We start from the raw sequence: 15,901 nt of genomic DNA on the forward strand, positions 1-15,901 counted from the left end.
CCCATGGGATGACATCCCCTGGCTGCGCAGGCCGGCCGGGCGCATCGTGGACGCATGACCACGAACACGAACACGAACACAGCGGCGGACACCCGCGTGGCGATCGTCACCGGCGGATCCCGCGGCATCGGCCGGGCGGTCTCCGAGAAGCTCGCCCAGGACGGCCTGGCCGTCGTCGTGAACTACGCCCGCGACGCGGCGTCCGCCGAGGAGACCGTGGCGGCGATCACCGGTGCCGGCGGGCGGGCGATCGCCGTACCGGCGGACGTGGCGGAGGAGAAGGAGATCGCCGCGCTGTTCGACCGGGCGGAGGAGGAGTTCGGCGGCGTCGACGTGGTGGTGAACTCGGCCGGGCGGATGACCCTGTCGACCATCGCCGACCTGGACCTCGCGGCACTGGACGCCATGCACCGCACCAACATCCGCGGCACCTTCGTGGTCGCCCGGGAGGCGGCCCGGCGGCTGCGGGCGGGCGGGAGCTTCGTGGGCTTCTCGACCTCCGTGGTCGGCACGCAGTTCCCGACCTACGGGGCGTACGCGGCGAGCAAGGGCGCCGTGGAGGCGATGACCCTGATCATGGCCCGTGAGCTGCGCGGACGGGACATCACGGTGAACGCCGTGGCCCCCGGCCCGACGGCCACGGACATGTTCCTCACCGGCAAGACCCCCGAGCAGATCGACCAGCTCGCCAAGACCCCGCCGCTGGAGCGACTGGGCACCCCGGACGACATCGCCGCCGTGGTCGCCTTCCTCGGCAGCCCCGCCGGTCACTGGGTGAACGGCCAGGTCCTGCGCGCCAACGGGGGGATGATCTGATGCCCTTCGCCCACTTCAAGGTCCCCGCGGGCACCCTCACCGCCGAGGACAAGCGGAAGATCGTCGAGCGCACCACCGACTTGTATACGGAGATCTACGGTGAGCGGGCCCGCCCCACCACCGTCGTGCTCGTCGACGAGGTCCCCGACGGCGGCTGGGGCGTCGCGGGCAACGTCCTCACCGCCGCGATGCTCAATGGTGACGCCGGTACGGAGGCCGCTCACACCGCCCACTGAATGGCGTCTGTTTCTCACATGGTGGACAGAATTGGCGCGGGACACTGGCCAGGATGTTTACATGCGCGTAACACTTATGTGTCCCGCGCGCGGCAATGGCGCCGAGCGCCCCTCACCGGACCGACCGGTCGACCGGATGGCCGTACAGCCTCCGTCCCGGCAGGGCCGGTGTCAGCCGCGCCAGAAAGGGCCCCCGTGACGACACGAAGCGAGACCAGGACCGCGCTCGACCAGCTCCTCACCGAGATCGAACACCGCAACCCGGCCCAGCCGGAGTTCCACCAGGCCGCCCACGAGGTGCTGGAGACCCTGGCGCCGGTGCTCGCGGCCCGTCCCGAGTACGCGGAGCCGGGCCTCGTCGAGCGGCTGGTCGAGCCGGAGCGGCAGGTCATGTTCCGGGTGCCGTGGCAGGACGACCAGGGCCGTGTCCAGGTCAACCGGGGCTTCCGCGTCGAGTTCAACAGCGCGTTGGGCCCGTACAAGGGCGGCCTGCGCTTCCACTCCTCCGTCAACCTGGGCGTCATCAAGTTCCTGGGCTTCGAGCAGGTCTTCAAGAACGCGCTGACCGGCCTCGGCATCGGCGGCGGCAAGGGCGGCAGCGACTTCGACCCGCACGGGCGCAGCGACGCGGAGGTCATGCGGTTCTGCCAGTCGTTCATGACGGAGCTGTACCGGCACATCGGCGAGCACACGGACGTCCCGGCGGGGGACATCGGCGTCGGCGGCCGGGAGATCGGCTACCTGTTCGGCCAGTACCGCCGGATCACCAACCGCTGGGAGGCCGGTGTGCTGACCGGCAAGGGCCAGGGCTGGGGCGGCTCGCTGATCCGTCCGGAGGCGACCGGCTACGGCAACGTCCTCTTCACGGCGGCGATGCTGCGCGAGCGCGGTGAGGACCTGGAGGGCCAGACGGCGGTCGTCTCCGGCTCCGGCAACGTCGCCATCTACACGATCGAGAAGCTGACCGCCCTCGGCGCGAACCCCGTCACCTGCTCGGACTCCTCGGGCTACGTCGTCGACGAGAAGGGCATCGACCTCGACCTGCTGAAGCAGATCAAGGAGGTCGAGCGCGGCCGCGTCGACGCCTACGCCGAGCGCCGGGGCTCCTCGGCCCGATTCGTGCCGGGCGGCCGCGTCTGGGAGGTCCCGGCGGACATCGCCCTCCCGTCGGCCACGCAGAACGAACTGGACGAGAACGACGCCGCGACCCTGATCCGCAACGGCGTCAAGGCGGTCTCCGAGGGCGCCAACATGCCGACGACCCCCGAGGCCGTCCACCTCCTCCAGCGCTCCGGCGTCGCCTTCGGCCCCGGCAAGGCGGCCAACGCGGGCGGTGTCGCGGTCAGCGCCCTGGAGATGGCGCAGAACCACGCCCGTACGTCCTGGACGGCGGCGCGGGTCGAGGAGGAGCTGACGCACATCATGAACGACATCCACACCACCTGCCACGAGACCGCCGAGCGCTACGACGCCCCCGGCGACTACGTGACCGGCGCGAACATCGCGGGCTTCGAGCGGGTGGCCGACGCGATGCTCGCCCAGGGCGTCATCTGAACCGGAGGGGAACACTCCATAAACGCGGCGGGGAGGGTGGGTGGGGGCCTGCCCAACCCTCTACCGCTCGTGCGAACACTGTTCTTGTCTGTTCGGATGGTGCGTACAGCGGACAAGGAGACATCGGTACCCGAGCGGGTGCCTGAACGGCTGAGGGGGCGGCTGACGGGACGATTGACGGGACGGTCGGGACAGCCCCTCCCACCCCTTCCACCGCCCGCGCCCCGCCGGCTGTACGTCATCGACGGCATCCGCCTGCTCGCCGCCCTGATGGTGGCCGCACACCACTACGCCGGCACCTGGCGCGCCGACCGCCCCGGCAACCTGATCTGGGACCGGCCGGTGTCCGAGATCATGCCCACCGTGTTCCGCGTCGCCTCCTACGGCTGGATCGGCGTCGAGATCTTCTTCGTGATCAGCGGCTTCGTGATCAGCGGCTTCGTGATCTGCATGTCGTGCTGGGGCCGCACCCCGCGCCAGTTCTTCGTCTCCCGCGTGATCCGGCTGTACCCGGCGTACTGGTTCGCGGTCCTGTTCACCACGACCGTGCTGATCGCCGTACCGGGCGTGTGGGAACGCCTCCGCCTGCGCGAGGTCCTGCTCAACCTGACCATGCTCCAGGCCGGCTCCGACGTACCGAACGTCGACGGCGTCTACTGGACCCTCTGGGCCGAGCTGCGCTTCTACCTGCTCTTCCTGGTCGTGGTCGCCATGGGCCTCACGTACCGCAGGGTCGTGCTCTTCTGCTGCGTGTGGGGCGCGGTCGCGATGCTCGCCCCGGCCGCCGACCTCCCCCTCCTGGAACTGATCGCCAACCCGGAGGGAGCCTGGTACTTCATCGCCGGCCTCGCCCTCTACCTCATGCACCGCTTCGGCCAGGACCTGCTGCTGTGGGGCATCCTCGGCATGGCGTGGCTGATGGGCCAGATGGAACTCGGCAACCGGATCGAGTACGTCGAACGCGTCTCGAGCTGGCGGGGCAGCGTGGCGATCTTCACCGTCTTCCTGCTCTTCATGGTCGCCGTCGCGCTCGGCCACACCGACCGCATCCGCTGGAAGTGGCTGGTCACGGCGGGCGCCCTGACGTACCCGCTCTACCTGATCCACTACGCGGCCGGCACAAGCCTCATCGCCCGCCTGCACGGCACGATGGACGCCCGACTGCTGCTCGCCCTGATCATCACGGGCTTCCTGCTGCTGAGCCACCTGATCCACCGCTTCGTGGAACGCCCGGTGTCGAGGCTGCTGAAGAAGGGGCTGGACACATCGTTCGCACGGCTGCGCAACGCGGGGGGCCACTGACCGGTGGTTGATCCGATGGGCCTTCTCGCCGCGCCCCGCCGAGGGCGCCCGCGGTGCACCGGCAGTCCGGGAGCCGCGGCTGTCAGCGTTCGCGTTCCCACGTGTGCAGGACCGCCAGGGCGTAGGCGACGCGGGGGTCCAGCCGGCGGGGGTCGAGGCGGTAGAGCTTGTTGATGCCCCGATAGTCCAGCACCGTCCCGGCACCGCGCGTGCGCCAGCGGGTCCGGGCCGGCCTGCCGAACGTGTAGTCGTCCGCCTCGCCCACGAAGAACGAGTACAGCGCCGCGCACAGCGCGAGGACGAACCACAGGGGTGCGGTCACCACGTGGACCAGCCACGCGTACCACGTGCCCGCCCTGCCGCTGACCCCGTGGGACGGTCCGGCGAACTCCGCGGACCACCGGACCCGCCGGGGCCACGGGAGGAGCCGGCCGCCGCGACGGGTGACCCGGGCCAGCGGGGTGCCGTCGGCCGCGTGGACCTCGTAGACGTCCGGGGCGACCGGGCGGACGGAGCAGAAGGGGGTGCCGTCCGCTCCGTCGTCGACCCAGAAGGGGACCGGCGTCTGCCGGCTCCAGCGCTGTGCGCTGTGCGCTGTGCGGGGTGAACACCCGGGCCAGCGGGGTGTCCTCGGGCCGGCGGGCGGTCGTCGCCCGGACCGCCGAGACCGCCTCGGCGTCGGGCGGCAGGTGCCCGGGCCGTGGGTCCGTCACCGGAACCGGGTTGTTCACGGAGACCACGAACGCGTACGGGGTGGTGTCTTTCACGAGGTCCACGGTGTCATCAGAAGGGGTAGAGGCTCGACAGGCCGTCCACGACGTCTCCCGCCGTCCGGCGTGCCTGGTCGATCGAATCGTGAATCTTCTCGGACGCGTACCGGACCGCACTGGTGGGGGAGGTGTGACCGGAGAACGACGGTTGGTAACGGCTGAGGTATGGTGACTGACGGTGATCATCCAGTCGGAGCACACATCACTGGGGGAGACAGTCGTGAGTGGCGTCGCGGGACCTGGCCCGGTGGGTGGCGGCCGGAGGGATCTCGCCTCCTCGCCCGCCGAGAAGGCGGCCGCCGTGAAGGCGATCGAGGAGCACATCCAGCCCGACACCGCCAAGGCCGGGGCGTGGGCGGACGAGGACACGGGGGACGCGGTCAAGGCGTTCGCCGCGAAGGACGGGGACGGCTGGGTCACGTCGTCGGCGCTGAAGAAGGCCCACAAGACCTGGGGCGACCAGGTGAAGAACCTGATGGACCGCCTCGACTCGGAGAAGGGCGCGCTGCGCGGCGCCGGCACCATCCTGCAGAGCACGGACTACGGGGTGGGCGCCCAGACCCTGAAGATCCGGCAGCCGTCTCCACTGGACCGGTTCTGAAGGCGCGAGGCGGGGAAACGGGCGGATGCCGACGTACCACGAGATCATGACCACCGACCTCGGCGCGCTCACCACCGCCGCCGACCGGTGGGACGGCATGGCGGGCGAGTTCGCCAAGCAGGAGAAGGCCTATGACCGGGATGTGCACGGCATCTCCATGGGCACCGGCTGGGTGGGACTGAGCGCCGACGCGGCCAACCGGCGCTTCGACATCACCCTCAAGGAATTCCAGTACGCGCAGACGGAGGCCAAAGCGGTGGCGGGCCTGCTGCGCGATGCGCACACGCAGTTCGTCGAACTGCGCGGCCGGCTGAAGTCGGCCCGGCAGGACGCCATCGACGCGGGCATGAAGGTCTCCGACCAGGGCCTCGTGAGCCTCGACACCGAGCGGCTGACGGAGGCGGAACGCAGGACCTTGAACCACGACCCGGCGTGGCGGGAGGTCGTCCAGTCGTGGCAGAACCACATCAACAAGGCGGTGCGGGACGTCACCGACGCCGACGCCGGCGTCCAGATCGCCCTGCAGGCCGTCGTGATCGACTCGAGCGTCATCGCCGGGGGCAAGGGCTTCAACGGCGAGGCGAAGGACGACATCGAGAAGTACGAGGGCGAAGCGGCCGAGGAGGCGCTGGAGAAGCTCCGGGCGGGTGAGCGGCTGTCCGACAAGGAGATCGCCGAGCTGGAGCGCACGTTCCGGGACAACAGCGACGACGCGGCGTTCTCGCGCACCCTCCTGGACGGCCTGGGCGCGGACGGCACGATCACGCTGACGAACAAGCTGAACGACCTCATCCACGTGCAGGGCGGCGACCGCGCGGGCCACTACTCGACGATCGAGACGGGCCTGGCCAACGCCCTTGCCTCGGCGACGAAGGACACCAAGTCGCAGTGGTACGAGGACTGGCGCGAGGACATGCGCGCAGCCGGCGTGGAGCGGCACGGCACGGATGTGCAGGGCGCGCGCCTCGACAAGGCGGTCGGGTACCAGTCCCTCGTCACCCTCATGGAGAAGGGCCACGGATACTCGTCCGGCATGCTCGGGGACCTCACCGACGACATGATCGCGGCGGAGAAGAAGGACCCCGGCATCTGGCAGCTGAAGCACGAGTACAGCGGCAAGGAGGACGGCTGGTTCGCCAACGATCCGGTGGACGGCATGCTCGGCATCATGAGCCACGATCCGGACGCGGCGGCGGCTTACCTCAGCTCCGACGAGAAGATGAAGTACCTGATGAAGGACCGGGACTGGGACGTCACGCTGCATGAGCGGGAAGGTGCGAAGGTCAGCACGTACACGCCGGGCGTGGACGGGGACAGCCGGGCCGGTTTCGGCGCGGCGCTCCAGGCGGCGGCGACGGGGATCGACCCGTCGGACCCGAACGCGCGCTACGTCGAACACACGAAGCAGAACGACGCGGTCTTCAAGTCGGCCCTCACGTCCCTGGCCGACAGCGGCGACGACTTCCCACCGAACCTGCGCGAGCCGATGGCCAACATCCTGGTCAACCACGGGGCCACGGTCCACACGGCGATGAGCGAAGTCGCCATCGCCGGCTCCCCCCTGGACCAGGGCGACCTCTTCGAAGTCACCAAGCAGGTCTCCAAGGACCAGGATGCCTACAACACCCTGAACGCGGGGCTGAACCAGGCGATGGTCGCCGACATCCACGACGACCCCCAGTCCAAGTCGACGGAGTCCCTCGTCCGGGCCGGCCGCACGGTCGGTTTTCTGGAGGAGGCGCGCATCCAGGCACAGGGAGACCCCAAGGTCGCGGAGTTCACCTGGAAACCCGTCGTGGACGAGGCGATCGGCTACATCCCGGTCGCCAGCGACAAGGTGCAGCAAGGGGTTGACTACGTCACGGACAGGTGGCTGTCGGACGAGCAGAGGCGGCTGGATGATCAGGCGACCGAAGAGAACGTGAACGCATACAAGACTCGGAACGGTCAGCTCGCTGCGCTGTCGGATGAATGGAAACGAACCCACGGCGTGGCTGCCGAAGAATACGGGCCGATGGACACCATCGAGAAGTCGACCGAAGCAGGTGTCCAGCACGCACAGGGAATCTCAGGAGCAGGGGCTACGCAGTGAGTCGGGGTTGGCGAGCGGGCTTGTTGACCGCCGTGGTCGCGTGCCTGGTCGCACTTATCGTCCTGTGGGCCGGCCAAGGCGATGAGAAGCACGCACTTCCGCAATCGCTCTGCGGCACACGAATCGCTCCGGAAATCCTGGAACCCCTGATTCCCGCTGAAGGCGACATCACCGAGCGGAGTGACGTGGACCGGCAGAACCCGAGTTCCTCGTCGTGGTGCAGTTTGCATGTGGATGGCAAGGCAGCTCTTGACGTGCGATTCGCATGGCACAGTGATCTCGTGGATCCCTTGGAGATTGCAAATTCGGTGCAATCCGTCTCGCAGCTCCAGATGCCGGAGCGCGTGACCGAAAATCCGGACATGGTCCTGGGTAACGACGGGGCCATCGCGACCACGTCGTGCCACACCAAAGGTGGGGCGTATTTCACCTTGTCGGTGCTGTTGAAGCAGGGCAACCCTACGGATGCCGGTCACCGGCGTGACATCGACAAGTTCATGCGCGCCTACTTCCCCGCCACCGTCAAGACCCTGCACTGCCGGTGAGTCTCTCCCCGGAGGTGGTCGCTCGGGTGTCCGTGTGTAGGGCTTGGTGACGTGGGGTACAGTCATCCGCTTCGATTGGCCAGCCCCGCGTCCCGTATGGCAGACTAGCGGGGTTGCTCGGTCGAGTGCCGATGCTGCGCGCCTCCCGCCGGGAGGACCGGAAGCGAGTCCCACAGTACTCGTCGCCCCTGCTCAGGAGCGGACGTACGGGAATCTTCCGGGAAGTGTCAGCGGGGTACCGGCCAGGCGCCCGGTGGGCCTCTCGCCCCCGGTCCGCGGTTCCGGAAGGGCCCGCACCTCCCAGTGCAGGGATGTTCGAACAAGGGACATCTGTGTCAGCGAGAGTGCGACACGCCCGACCGCGTGGGTCGGAGGAGGGGAGGGTGAAGAGCAAGGAACCACCGGGTTCCGGAGCGTTACGAGAGACAGGACTACGAAGTAGCCATGGCGGGACAGAAGATCCGCATCCGGCTCAAGGCCTACGACCACGAGGTCATCGACTCTTCGGCGAAGAAGATCGTCGAGACGGTGACTCGCACTGGTGCGTCGGTCGCGGGCCCGGTGCCGCTGCCCACTGAGAAGAACGTGTACTGCGTCATCAAGTCGCCGCACAAGTACAAGGACTCGCGCGAGCACTTCGAGATGCGCACGCACAAGCGCCTGATCGACATCCTCGACCCGACCCCCAAGACCGTTGACTCTCTGATGCGACTCGACCTCCCGGCCGGTGTCGACATCGAGATCAAGCTCTGAGGCCGGTGATCTGAAGATGACCAAGCAGATCAAGGGCATCCTGGGCGAGAAGCTCGGCATGACGCAGGTGTGGGACGAGAACAACCGCGTTGTTCCCGTCACCGTCGTCAAGGCCGGCCCCAACGTCGTCACCCAGGTCCGCACGAACGACGTCGACGGCTACGAGTCCGTCCAGATCGCGTTCGGCGAGATCGACCCGCGCAAGGTGAACAAGCCCCTCAAGGGCCACTTCGCCAAGGCCGACGTCACCCCCCGCCGCCACCTCGTCGAGATCCGTACGGCCGACGCCGCCGAGTACACGCTCGGTCAGGAAGTCACCGCCGAGGTCTTCGAGGCCGGCATCAAGGTCGACGTGACCGGCAAGAGCAAGGGCAAGGGCTTCGCCGGTGTCATGAAGCGTCACAACTTCAAGGGCCTCGGCGCCGGACACGGTACCCAGCGCAAGCACCGCTCGCCCGGTTCCATCGGTGGCTGCGCCACCCCGGGCCGCGTGTTCAAGGGCCTCCGCATGGCCGGCCGTATGGGCAACGAGCGGGTCACCACCCAGAACCTGACCGTCCACGCCGTTGACGCGGAGAAGGGTCTGCTGCTCATCAAGGGCGCGGTTCCCGGTCCGAACGGCGGCCTCGTCCTGGTCCGCACCGCGGCCAAGGGGGCCTGAGGTAACCGATGAGCACTGTTGACATCCTTTCGCCGGCGGGCGACAAGGCCGGGACCGTCGAGCTCCCCGCGGAGATCTTCGACGTCGAGAAGGTCAGCGTTCCGCTGATCCACCAGGTCGTCGTCGCGCAGCTGGCCGCTGCCCGCCAGGGCACGCACAAGACCAAGACCCGCGGTGAAGTCCGTGGTGGCGGCAAGAAGCCGTACCGCCAGAAGGGCACCGGCCGCGCGCGCCAGGGTTCGACCCGTGCGCCGCAGTTCGCCGGCGGTGGCGTCGTGCACGGCCCCGTGCCGCGCGACTACTCGCAGCGGACCCCGAAGAAGATGAAGGCCGCGGCCCTGCGCCACGCCCTCACCGACCGGGCGCGCCACAACCGCATCCACGTCGTCTCCGGCGTCGTCGAGGGCGACAGCCCGTCGACGAAGGCCGCCCGGACGCTGTTCGGCAAGATCTCGGAGCGCAAGAACCTGCTCCTGGTCGTCGACCGCAGCGACGAGGCCGCGTGGCTGTCCGCCCGCAACCTGCCCCAGATCCACATCCTGGAGCCGGGCCAGCTGAACACGTACGACGTTCTCGTCTCGGACGACGTGGTCTTCACCCAGGCCGCTTTCGAGTCCTTCGTGTCTGGCCCCAACAAGGCCGCTGACACCGAAGGGAGCGAAGCCTGATGGCTACGCGTCACCCGAGCATCGCCTCCAAGGCGGCCAAGGCCGCCAAGGCCGCGCGCGTCGCCAAGGCGCGTCGCCACGAGGCCGAGGGCAAGAACACCGTCGTCACCCCGGCCAGCAAGGCGTTCACGGACCCCCGTGACGTGCTGCTGAAGCCGGTCGTGTCGGAGAAGAGCTACGCGCTCCTCGACGAGAACAAGTACACGTTCATCGTCGCGCCGGGCTCCAACAAGACCCAGATCAAGGAGGCCGTCCAGGCGGTCTTCTCGGTCAAGGTCACCGGGGTCAACACGATCAACCGCCAGGGCAAGCGCAAGCGGACCCGCACGGGCTTCGGCAAGCGTGCCGACAGCAAGCGCGCGATCGTGACCCTTGCCGAGGGCGACCGTATCGACATCTTCGGCGGTCCGACCTCCTGACGGAGGTCCGGATCGTCCGAATATCGGACGAGGACTGAGAAATGGGAATCCGCAAGTACAAGCCGACGACGCCGGGCCGCCGTGGCTCCTCCGTCGCCGACTTCGTCGAGGTCACGCGGTCCACGCCGGAGAAGTCGCTGGTCCGCCCGCTGCACAGCAAGGGCGGCCGTAACAACGCCGGTCGTGTGACCGTTCGCCACCAGGGTGGCGGACACAAGCGCGCCTACCGTGTCATCGACTTCCGTCGCCACGACAAGGACGGCGTGCCGGCGAAGGTCGCGCACATCGAGTACGACCCCAACCGCACCGCGCGCATCGCGCTGCTGCACTACGCCGACGGCGAGAAGCGCTACATCCTCGCCCCGCGCAACCTGCAGCAGGGTGACCGCGTCGAGAACGGTCCCGGGGCCGACATCAAGCCGGGCAACAACCTGGCCCTCCGCAACATCCCGGTCGGTACCACGATCCACGCGATCGAGCTCCGTCCCGGTGGCGGTGCCAAGTTCGCCCGCTCCGCCGGTGCCTCCGTGCAGCTGCTCGCGAAGGAGGGCGCCTACGCCCACCTGCGCATGCCGTCCGGAGAGATCCGCCTGGTCGACGTGCGCTGCCGCGCCACCGTCGGCGAGGTCGGCAACGCCGAGCAGAGCAACATCAACTGGGGCAAGGCGGGCCGCAAGCGGTGGCTGGGCGTTCGCCCGACCGTCCGTGGTGTGGTCATGAACCCGGTGGACCACCCGCACGGTGGTGGTGAGGGCCGGACCTCCGGTGGTCGTCACCCCGTGTCCCCGTGGGGCAAGAAGGAAGGCCGTACTCGTTCGCCCAAGAAGGCGTCGAACAAGTACATCGTCCGCCGCCGCAAGACGAACAAGAAGCGCTAAGGACGGGTTGAGATGCCTCGTAGCTTGAAGAAGGGACCCTTCGTCGACGACCACCTGATCAAGAAGGTGGACACGCAGAACGAAGCCGGTACCAAGAACGTCATCAAGACCTGGTCCCGTCGCTCGATGATCGTCCCGGCGATGCTCGGCCACACGATCGCGGTGCACAACGGCAAGACCCACATCCCGGTGTTTGTCACCGAGTCCATGGTCGGCCACAAGCTCGGCGAGTTCTCGCCGACGCGCACCTTCCGGGGTCACGTCAAGGACGACCGGAAGTCGAAGCGCCGCTAGTCAGCGGGGTGTGAAAGACCATGACAAACACTGAAGGGACAACCATGGAAGCCAGGGCCCAGGCGCGGTACATCCGCGTCACGCCCATGAAGGCCCGCCGCGTGGTGGACCTCATCCGTGGCATGGATGCCACGGAGGCTCAGGCGGTCCTGCGTTTCGCCCCGCAGGCCGCGAGCGTGCCGGTCGGCAAGGTGCTGGACAGCGCCATCGCCAACGCCGCGCACAACTACGACCACACCGACGCCGACAGCCTCTACATCTCCGAGGCCTACGTCGACGAGGGCCCGACCCTGAAGCGGTTCCGTCCGCGCGCCCAGGGCCGCGCCTACCGGATCCGCAAGCGGACCAGCCACATCACCGTGGTCGTCAGCAGCAAGGAAGGAACCCGGTAATGGGCCAGAAGGTAAACCCGCACGGGTTCCGGCTCGGTGTCACGACCGACTTCAAGTCGCGTTGGTACGCCGACAAGCTGTACAAGGACTACGTCAAGGAAGACGTCGCCATCCGTCGGATGATGACGTCCGGCATGGAGCGCGCCGGCATCTCCAAGGTCGAGATCGAGCGCACCCGTGACCGCGTGCGTGTGGACATCCACACCGCTCGTCCGGGCATCGTCATCGGCCGCCGTGGCGCCGAGGCCGACCGCATCCGCGGTGACCTCGAGAAGCTCACGGGCAAGCAGGTCCAGCTGAACATCCTCGAGGTCAAGAACCCCGAGACGGACGCTCAGCTGGTTGCCCAGGCCGTTGCCGAGCAGCTCTCCTCCCGCGTCTCCTTCCGCCGCGCCATGCGCAAGAGCATGCAGTCGGCGATGAAGGCGGGCGCCAAGGGCATCAAGATCCAGTGCGGTGGCCGCCTCGGTGGCGCCGAGATGTCCCGCTCGGAGTTCTACCGCGAGGGCCGTGTGCCCCTGCACACGCTCCGCGCGAACGTGGACTACGGCTTCTTCGAGGCCAAGACGACCTTCGGCCGCATCGGTGTGAAGGTCTGGATCTACAAGGGCGACGTCAAGAACATCGCCGAGGTCCGCGCCGAGAACGCTGCCGCCCGTGCGGGTAACCGCCCGGCCCGCGGTGGCGCCGACCGCCCGGCCCGTGGTGGCCGCGGTGGCGAGCGGCGCGGTCGCAAGCCGCAGCAGCAGTCGGCTCCGGCCGCCGAGGCCCCCAAGGCCGAGGCGCCCGCCGCTGCCGCTCCGGCTGAGAGCACCGGAACGGAGGCCTGACCGAAATGCTGATCCCCCGTAGGGTCAAGCACCGCAAGCAGCACCACCCGAAGCGCAACGGCATGTCCAAGGGTGGAACGCAGGTTGCGTTCGGCGAGTACGGCATCCAGGCGCTGACCCCGGCCTACGTCACGAACCGCCAGATCGAGGCGGCTCGTATCGCGATGACCCGTCACATCAAGCGTGGCGGCAAGGTCTGGATCAACATCTACCCGGACCGTCCCCTCACCAAGAAGCCGGCCGAGACCCGCATGGGTTCCGGTAAGGGTTCTCCGGAGTGGTGGATCGCCAACGTCAAGCCCGGACGCGTCATGTTCGAGCTGTCGTACCCCAACGAGAAGATCGCCCGTGAGGCGCTGACCCGTGCGGCCCACAAGCTGCCGATGAAGTGCCGGATCGTCAAGCGCGAGGCAGGTGAAGCGTGATGTCGGCCGGTACCAAGGCGTCCGAGCTGCGCGAGCTGGGCAACGAGGAGCTTCTGGCGAAGCTCCGCGAGGCCAAGGAAGAGCTGTTCAACCTCCGCTTCCAGGCGGCGACGGGGCAGCTCGAGAACCACGGTCGGCTCAAGGCCGTCCGTAAGGACATCGCGCGGATCTACACCCTGATGCGCGAGCGCGAGCTGGGCATCGAAACGGTGGAGAACGCATGAGCGAGAACAACGTGACTGAAGAGACGAAGGCCGGACGCAGCTTCCGCAAGACCCGTCAGGGTCTGGTCGTCAGCGACAAGATGGACAAGACCGTCGTCGTCGCCGTCGAGGACCGCGTGACGCACGCGCTGTACGGCAAGGTCATCCGCCGTACCAACAAGCTCAAGGCTCACGACGAGCAGAACGCCGCGGGTGTCGGCGACCGCGTCCTCCTCATGGAGACCCGGCCGCTGTCCGCGACGAAGCGCTGGCGCGTCGTCGAGGTCCTCGAGAAGGCCAAGTAATTTCCTGCGGGGCAAACCCCGCAGGTCAGTTCCGCCAGGCTCCGGGAGCCGCTCACTGAGCGGCTCCCGGGGAACCGGCAGACAAACAGGAGATAGACGTGATCCAGCAGGAGTCGCGGCTTCGTGTCGCCGACAACACGGGTGCGAAGGAAGTTCTCTGCATCCGTGTGCTCGGTGGCTCCGGCCGCCGCTACGCGGGTATCGGTGACGTCATCGTCGCCACCGTCAAGGACGCGATCCCCGGTGGCAACGTGAAGAAGGGTGACGTCGTCAAGGCGGTCATCGTTCGCACCGTCAAGGAGCGCCGCCGTCCGGACGGCTCGTACATCCGCTTCGACGAGAACGCCGCTGTCATTCTGAAGAACGACGGCGACCCTCGTGGCACCCGTATCTTCGGCCCCGTCGGCCGTGAGCTGCGCGAGAAGAAGTTCATGAAGATCATCTCCCTCGCGCCGGAGGTGCTGTGAGCATGAAGATCAAGAAGGGCGACCTGGTCCAGGTCATCACCGGTAAGGACAAGGGCAAGCAGGGCAAGGTCATCGCGGCCTTCCCCCGCGAGGACCGCGTCCTGGTCGAGGGTGTCAACCGGGTCAAGAAGCACACCAAGGCCGGGCCGACCGCTCGCGGTTCGCAGGCCGGCGGCATCGTGACCACCGAGGCCCCGATCCACGTCTCCAACGTCCAGCTGGTCGTGGAGAAGGACGGCAACAAGGTCGTCACGCGCGTCGGTTACCGCTTCGACGACGAGGGCAACAAGATCCGCGTTGCCAAGCGGACGGGTGAGGACATCTGATGGCTACCACCACCACTCCGCGTCTGAAGACGAAGTACCGCGAGGAGATCGCGGGCAAGCTGCGTGAGGAGTTCTCCTACGAGAACGTCATGCAGGTTCCCGGCCTCGTCAAGATCGTGGTCAACATGGGTGTGGGCGACGCCGCCCGCGACTCCAAGCTGATCGAGGGCGCCATCCGCGACCTCACCACGATCACCGGTCAGAAGCCGGCCGTCACCAAGGCCCGCAAGTCCATCGCGCAGTTCAAGCTGCGTGAGGGTCAGCCGATCGGTGCCCACGTCACGCTCCGTGGCGACCGCATGTGGGAGTTCCTGGACCGCACCCTGTCGCTCGCGCTGCCGCGCATCCGCGACTTCCGCGGCCTGTCCCCCAAGCAGTTCGACGGCCGTGGCAACTACACCTTCGGTCTCACGGAGCAGGTCATGTTCCACGAGATCGACCAGGACAAGATCGACCGCGTCCGGGGTATGGACATCACCGTGGTCACCACGGCGACCAACGACGCTGAGGGCCGCGCGCTCCTTCGTCACCTCGGCTTCCCGTTCAAGGAGGCGTGAGCGAGATGGCGAAGAAGGCTCTGATTGCCAAGGCTGCTCGCAAGCCCAAGTTCGGTGTGCGTGGCTACACCCGCTGCCAGCGCTGTGGCCGCCCGCACTCCGTCTACCGCAAGTTCGGCCTGTGCCGCGTGTGCCTTCGTGAGATGGCTCACCGTGGCGAGCTGCCGGGCGTGACCAAGAGCTCCTGGTAATCCGGTAATCCCGGGTTATTCAGACTCTCGGTAAGCATCTGGGTCGGCAGGGGCCCGGCTCCGCATGCCTTAGGCTTGTGGGGTTGGGCGTCTGCCGCCCGTACGACTTACTACGCCGTAGGTCCACCGCGCCGCACCCGTCCCGTCTCGGATCGGGGAGAGGGATGGCGCACCAGGAAACCCCGGCGAGAGAGGCCGAAGGCCAATTCATGACCATGACTGATCCGATCGCAGACATGCTTACGCGTCTGCGGAACGCGAACTCGGCGTACCACGACTCCGTGACGATGCCGGCGTCCAAGATCAAGTCTCACATCGCGGAGATCCTCCAGCAGGAGGGCTTCATCACGGGCTGGAAGGTCGAGGACGCCGAGGTCGGCAAGAACCTCGTCCTCGAGCTGAAGTTCGGCCCGAACCGTGAGCGCTCCATCGCGGGCATCAAGCGGATCTCCAAGCCCGGTCTCCGGGTGTACGCGAAGTCCACCAACCTGCCCAAGGTGCTGGGTGGCCTCGGCGTGGCGATCATCTCCACGTCGCACGGGCTCCTCACCGACAAGCAGGCCGGCAAGAAGGGCGTAGGCGGAGAAGTTCTCGCCTACGTCTGGTAACGGAAGGG

General features: G+C 67.7%; 24 protein-coding genes. 23 read left to right on the forward strand and 1 reads right to left on the reverse strand.

Annotated features, from left to right (window positions below; all coding sequences use genetic code 11):
- Positions 1–54 precede the first annotated feature (54 nt).
- The 4 genes from ACIGO6_RS22010 (at position 55) to ACIGO6_RS22025 (ending at position 3,908) form a co-directional block, all read left to right on the forward strand.
- Positions 55–816: an SDR family oxidoreductase gene (locus ACIGO6_RS22010; RefSeq protein WP_399878680.1), complete on the forward strand. Its 762-nt coding sequence runs from the start codon at positions 55–57 to the stop codon at positions 814–816.
- Entirely contained in the window at positions 816–1,052 is a 237-nt protein-coding gene (locus ACIGO6_RS22015; RefSeq protein ID WP_399878682.1) for a 4-oxalocrotonate tautomerase family protein, read from the forward strand. Before ACIGO6_RS22010 ends, ACIGO6_RS22015 begins: the two co-directional genes overlap by 1 nt.
- Positions 1,053–1,247: 195 nt before the next feature.
- Positions 1,248–2,606, forward strand: coding sequence for an NADP-specific glutamate dehydrogenase (gdhA, locus tag ACIGO6_RS22020; protein WP_399878683.1), 1,359 nt, complete (start codon positions 1,248–1,250; stop codon positions 2,604–2,606).
- Positions 2,607–2,702: 96 nt separating this feature from the next.
- Positions 2,703–3,908 (forward strand): acyltransferase family protein, encoded by a 1,206-nt coding sequence (locus ACIGO6_RS22025; RefSeq protein WP_399878685.1) that lies wholly within the window; start codon positions 2,703–2,705, stop codon positions 3,906–3,908.
- Positions 3,909–3,990: 82 nt separating this feature from the next.
- Here ACIGO6_RS22025 and ACIGO6_RS22030 read toward each other — a convergent pair whose 3' ends face one another.
- Entirely contained in the window at positions 3,991–4,233 is a 243-nt protein-coding gene (locus ACIGO6_RS22030) for a hypothetical protein (RefSeq protein WP_399878687.1), read from the reverse strand.
- Between the two features lie 665 nt (positions 4,234–4,898).
- On the opposite strand from ACIGO6_RS22030, the gene ACIGO6_RS22035 reads away from it, so the two are divergent.
- The 19 genes from ACIGO6_RS22035 to rpsH all read left to right on the forward strand — a co-directional run bounded on the left by ACIGO6_RS22035 (position 4,899) and on the right by rpsH (position 15,893).
- Entirely contained in the window at positions 4,899–5,279 is a 381-nt protein-coding gene (locus ACIGO6_RS22035; protein WP_399878689.1) for a hypothetical protein, read from the forward strand.
- 25 nt (positions 5,280–5,304) lie between these two features.
- Entirely contained in the window at positions 5,305–7,371 is a 2,067-nt protein-coding gene (locus tag ACIGO6_RS22040; protein WP_399878691.1) for a hypothetical protein, read from the forward strand.
- A 23-nt stretch (positions 7,372–7,394) separates the two neighbouring features.
- Positions 7,395–7,916, forward strand: a complete 522-nt coding sequence (locus tag ACIGO6_RS22045; protein ID WP_399878693.1) for a hypothetical protein — start codon at positions 7,395–7,397, stop codon at positions 7,914–7,916.
- 444 nt (positions 7,917–8,360) lie between these two features.
- On the forward strand, positions 8,361–8,669 hold the full coding sequence (gene rpsJ, locus ACIGO6_RS22050) for a 30S ribosomal protein S10 (RefSeq protein WP_003948644.1): 309 nt from the start codon (positions 8,361–8,363) through the stop codon (positions 8,667–8,669).
- Between the two features lie 16 nt (positions 8,670–8,685).
- Positions 8,686–9,330: a 50S ribosomal protein L3 gene (gene rplC / locus ACIGO6_RS22055; RefSeq protein ID WP_102929061.1), complete on the forward strand. Its 645-nt coding sequence runs from the start codon at positions 8,686–8,688 to the stop codon at positions 9,328–9,330.
- Between the two features lie 8 nt (positions 9,331–9,338).
- On the forward strand, positions 9,339–9,998 hold the full coding sequence (gene rplD, locus ACIGO6_RS22060) for a 50S ribosomal protein L4 (protein ID WP_399878695.1): 660 nt from the start codon (positions 9,339–9,341) through the stop codon (positions 9,996–9,998).
- A complete protein-coding gene (gene rplW / locus ACIGO6_RS22065; protein ID WP_007443985.1) occupies positions 9,998–10,417 on the forward strand; it encodes a 50S ribosomal protein L23 in 420 nt (139 codons plus the stop codon). The genes rplD and rplW overlap by 1 nt, the downstream gene beginning before the upstream one ends.
- 41 nt (positions 10,418–10,458) lie before the next feature.
- A complete protein-coding gene (gene rplB, locus ACIGO6_RS22070) occupies positions 10,459–11,295 on the forward strand; it encodes a 50S ribosomal protein L2 (protein WP_361467549.1) in 837 nt (278 codons plus the stop codon).
- A gap of 12 nt (positions 11,296–11,307) precedes the next feature.
- Positions 11,308–11,589 carry a 30S ribosomal protein S19 gene (rpsS, locus tag ACIGO6_RS22075; RefSeq protein ID WP_003974263.1) on the forward strand — a complete coding sequence of 94 codons (282 nt, stop codon included), beginning with the start codon at positions 11,308–11,310 and terminating at the stop codon, positions 11,587–11,589.
- Between the two features lie 44 nt (positions 11,590–11,633).
- Positions 11,634–11,981, forward strand: coding sequence for a 50S ribosomal protein L22 (rplV, locus tag ACIGO6_RS22080; RefSeq protein ID WP_019329637.1), 348 nt, complete (start codon positions 11,634–11,636; stop codon positions 11,979–11,981).
- Positions 11,981–12,811 carry a 30S ribosomal protein S3 gene (gene rpsC / locus ACIGO6_RS22085; protein WP_009190135.1) on the forward strand — a complete coding sequence of 277 codons (831 nt, stop codon included), beginning with the start codon at positions 11,981–11,983 and terminating at the stop codon, positions 12,809–12,811. The genes rplV and rpsC overlap by 1 nt, the downstream gene beginning before the upstream one ends.
- Before the next feature lie 5 nt (positions 12,812–12,816).
- Complete coding sequence (gene rplP, locus ACIGO6_RS22090; protein WP_009190136.1) at positions 12,817–13,236, forward strand: 50S ribosomal protein L16; 420 nt, start codon at positions 12,817–12,819, stop codon at positions 13,234–13,236.
- Complete coding sequence (gene rpmC / locus ACIGO6_RS22095; RefSeq protein WP_007494763.1) at positions 13,236–13,460, forward strand: 50S ribosomal protein L29; 225 nt, start codon at positions 13,236–13,238, stop codon at positions 13,458–13,460. The genes rplP and rpmC overlap by 1 nt, the downstream gene beginning before the upstream one ends.
- Positions 13,457–13,744 carry a 30S ribosomal protein S17 gene (gene rpsQ, locus ACIGO6_RS22100; protein WP_399878698.1) on the forward strand — a complete coding sequence of 96 codons (288 nt, stop codon included), beginning with the start codon at positions 13,457–13,459 and terminating at the stop codon, positions 13,742–13,744. Before rpmC ends, rpsQ begins: the two co-directional genes overlap by 4 nt.
- Positions 13,745–13,842: 98 nt before the next feature.
- The gene (rplN, locus tag ACIGO6_RS22105) at positions 13,843–14,211 is read left to right on the forward strand and encodes a 50S ribosomal protein L14 (RefSeq protein WP_030831680.1); all 369 of its coding nucleotides are present in this window, start codon (positions 13,843–13,845) and stop codon (positions 14,209–14,211) included.
- Positions 14,212–14,213: 2 nt separating this feature from the next.
- The gene (gene rplX, locus ACIGO6_RS22110; protein ID WP_003992365.1) at positions 14,214–14,537 is read left to right on the forward strand and encodes a 50S ribosomal protein L24; all 324 of its coding nucleotides are present in this window, start codon (positions 14,214–14,216) and stop codon (positions 14,535–14,537) included.
- On the forward strand, positions 14,537–15,094 hold the full coding sequence (rplE, locus tag ACIGO6_RS22115; RefSeq protein WP_019329632.1) for a 50S ribosomal protein L5: 558 nt from the start codon (positions 14,537–14,539) through the stop codon (positions 15,092–15,094). The genes rplX and rplE overlap by 1 nt, the downstream gene beginning before the upstream one ends.
- Before the next feature lie 5 nt (positions 15,095–15,099).
- A complete protein-coding gene (locus tag ACIGO6_RS22120; RefSeq protein WP_003948630.1) occupies positions 15,100–15,285 on the forward strand; it encodes a type Z 30S ribosomal protein S14 in 186 nt (61 codons plus the stop codon).
- Positions 15,286–15,494: 209 nt separating this feature from the next.
- Positions 15,495–15,893: a 30S ribosomal protein S8 gene (gene rpsH, locus ACIGO6_RS22125; protein WP_007384075.1), complete on the forward strand. Its 399-nt coding sequence runs from the start codon at positions 15,495–15,497 to the stop codon at positions 15,891–15,893.
- Positions 15,894–15,901 lie beyond the last annotated feature (8 nt).

Source organism: Streptomyces sp. NPDC053750 (assembly GCF_044544295.1).
Lineage (GTDB): Bacteria > Actinomycetota > Actinomycetes > Streptomycetales > Streptomycetaceae > Streptomyces.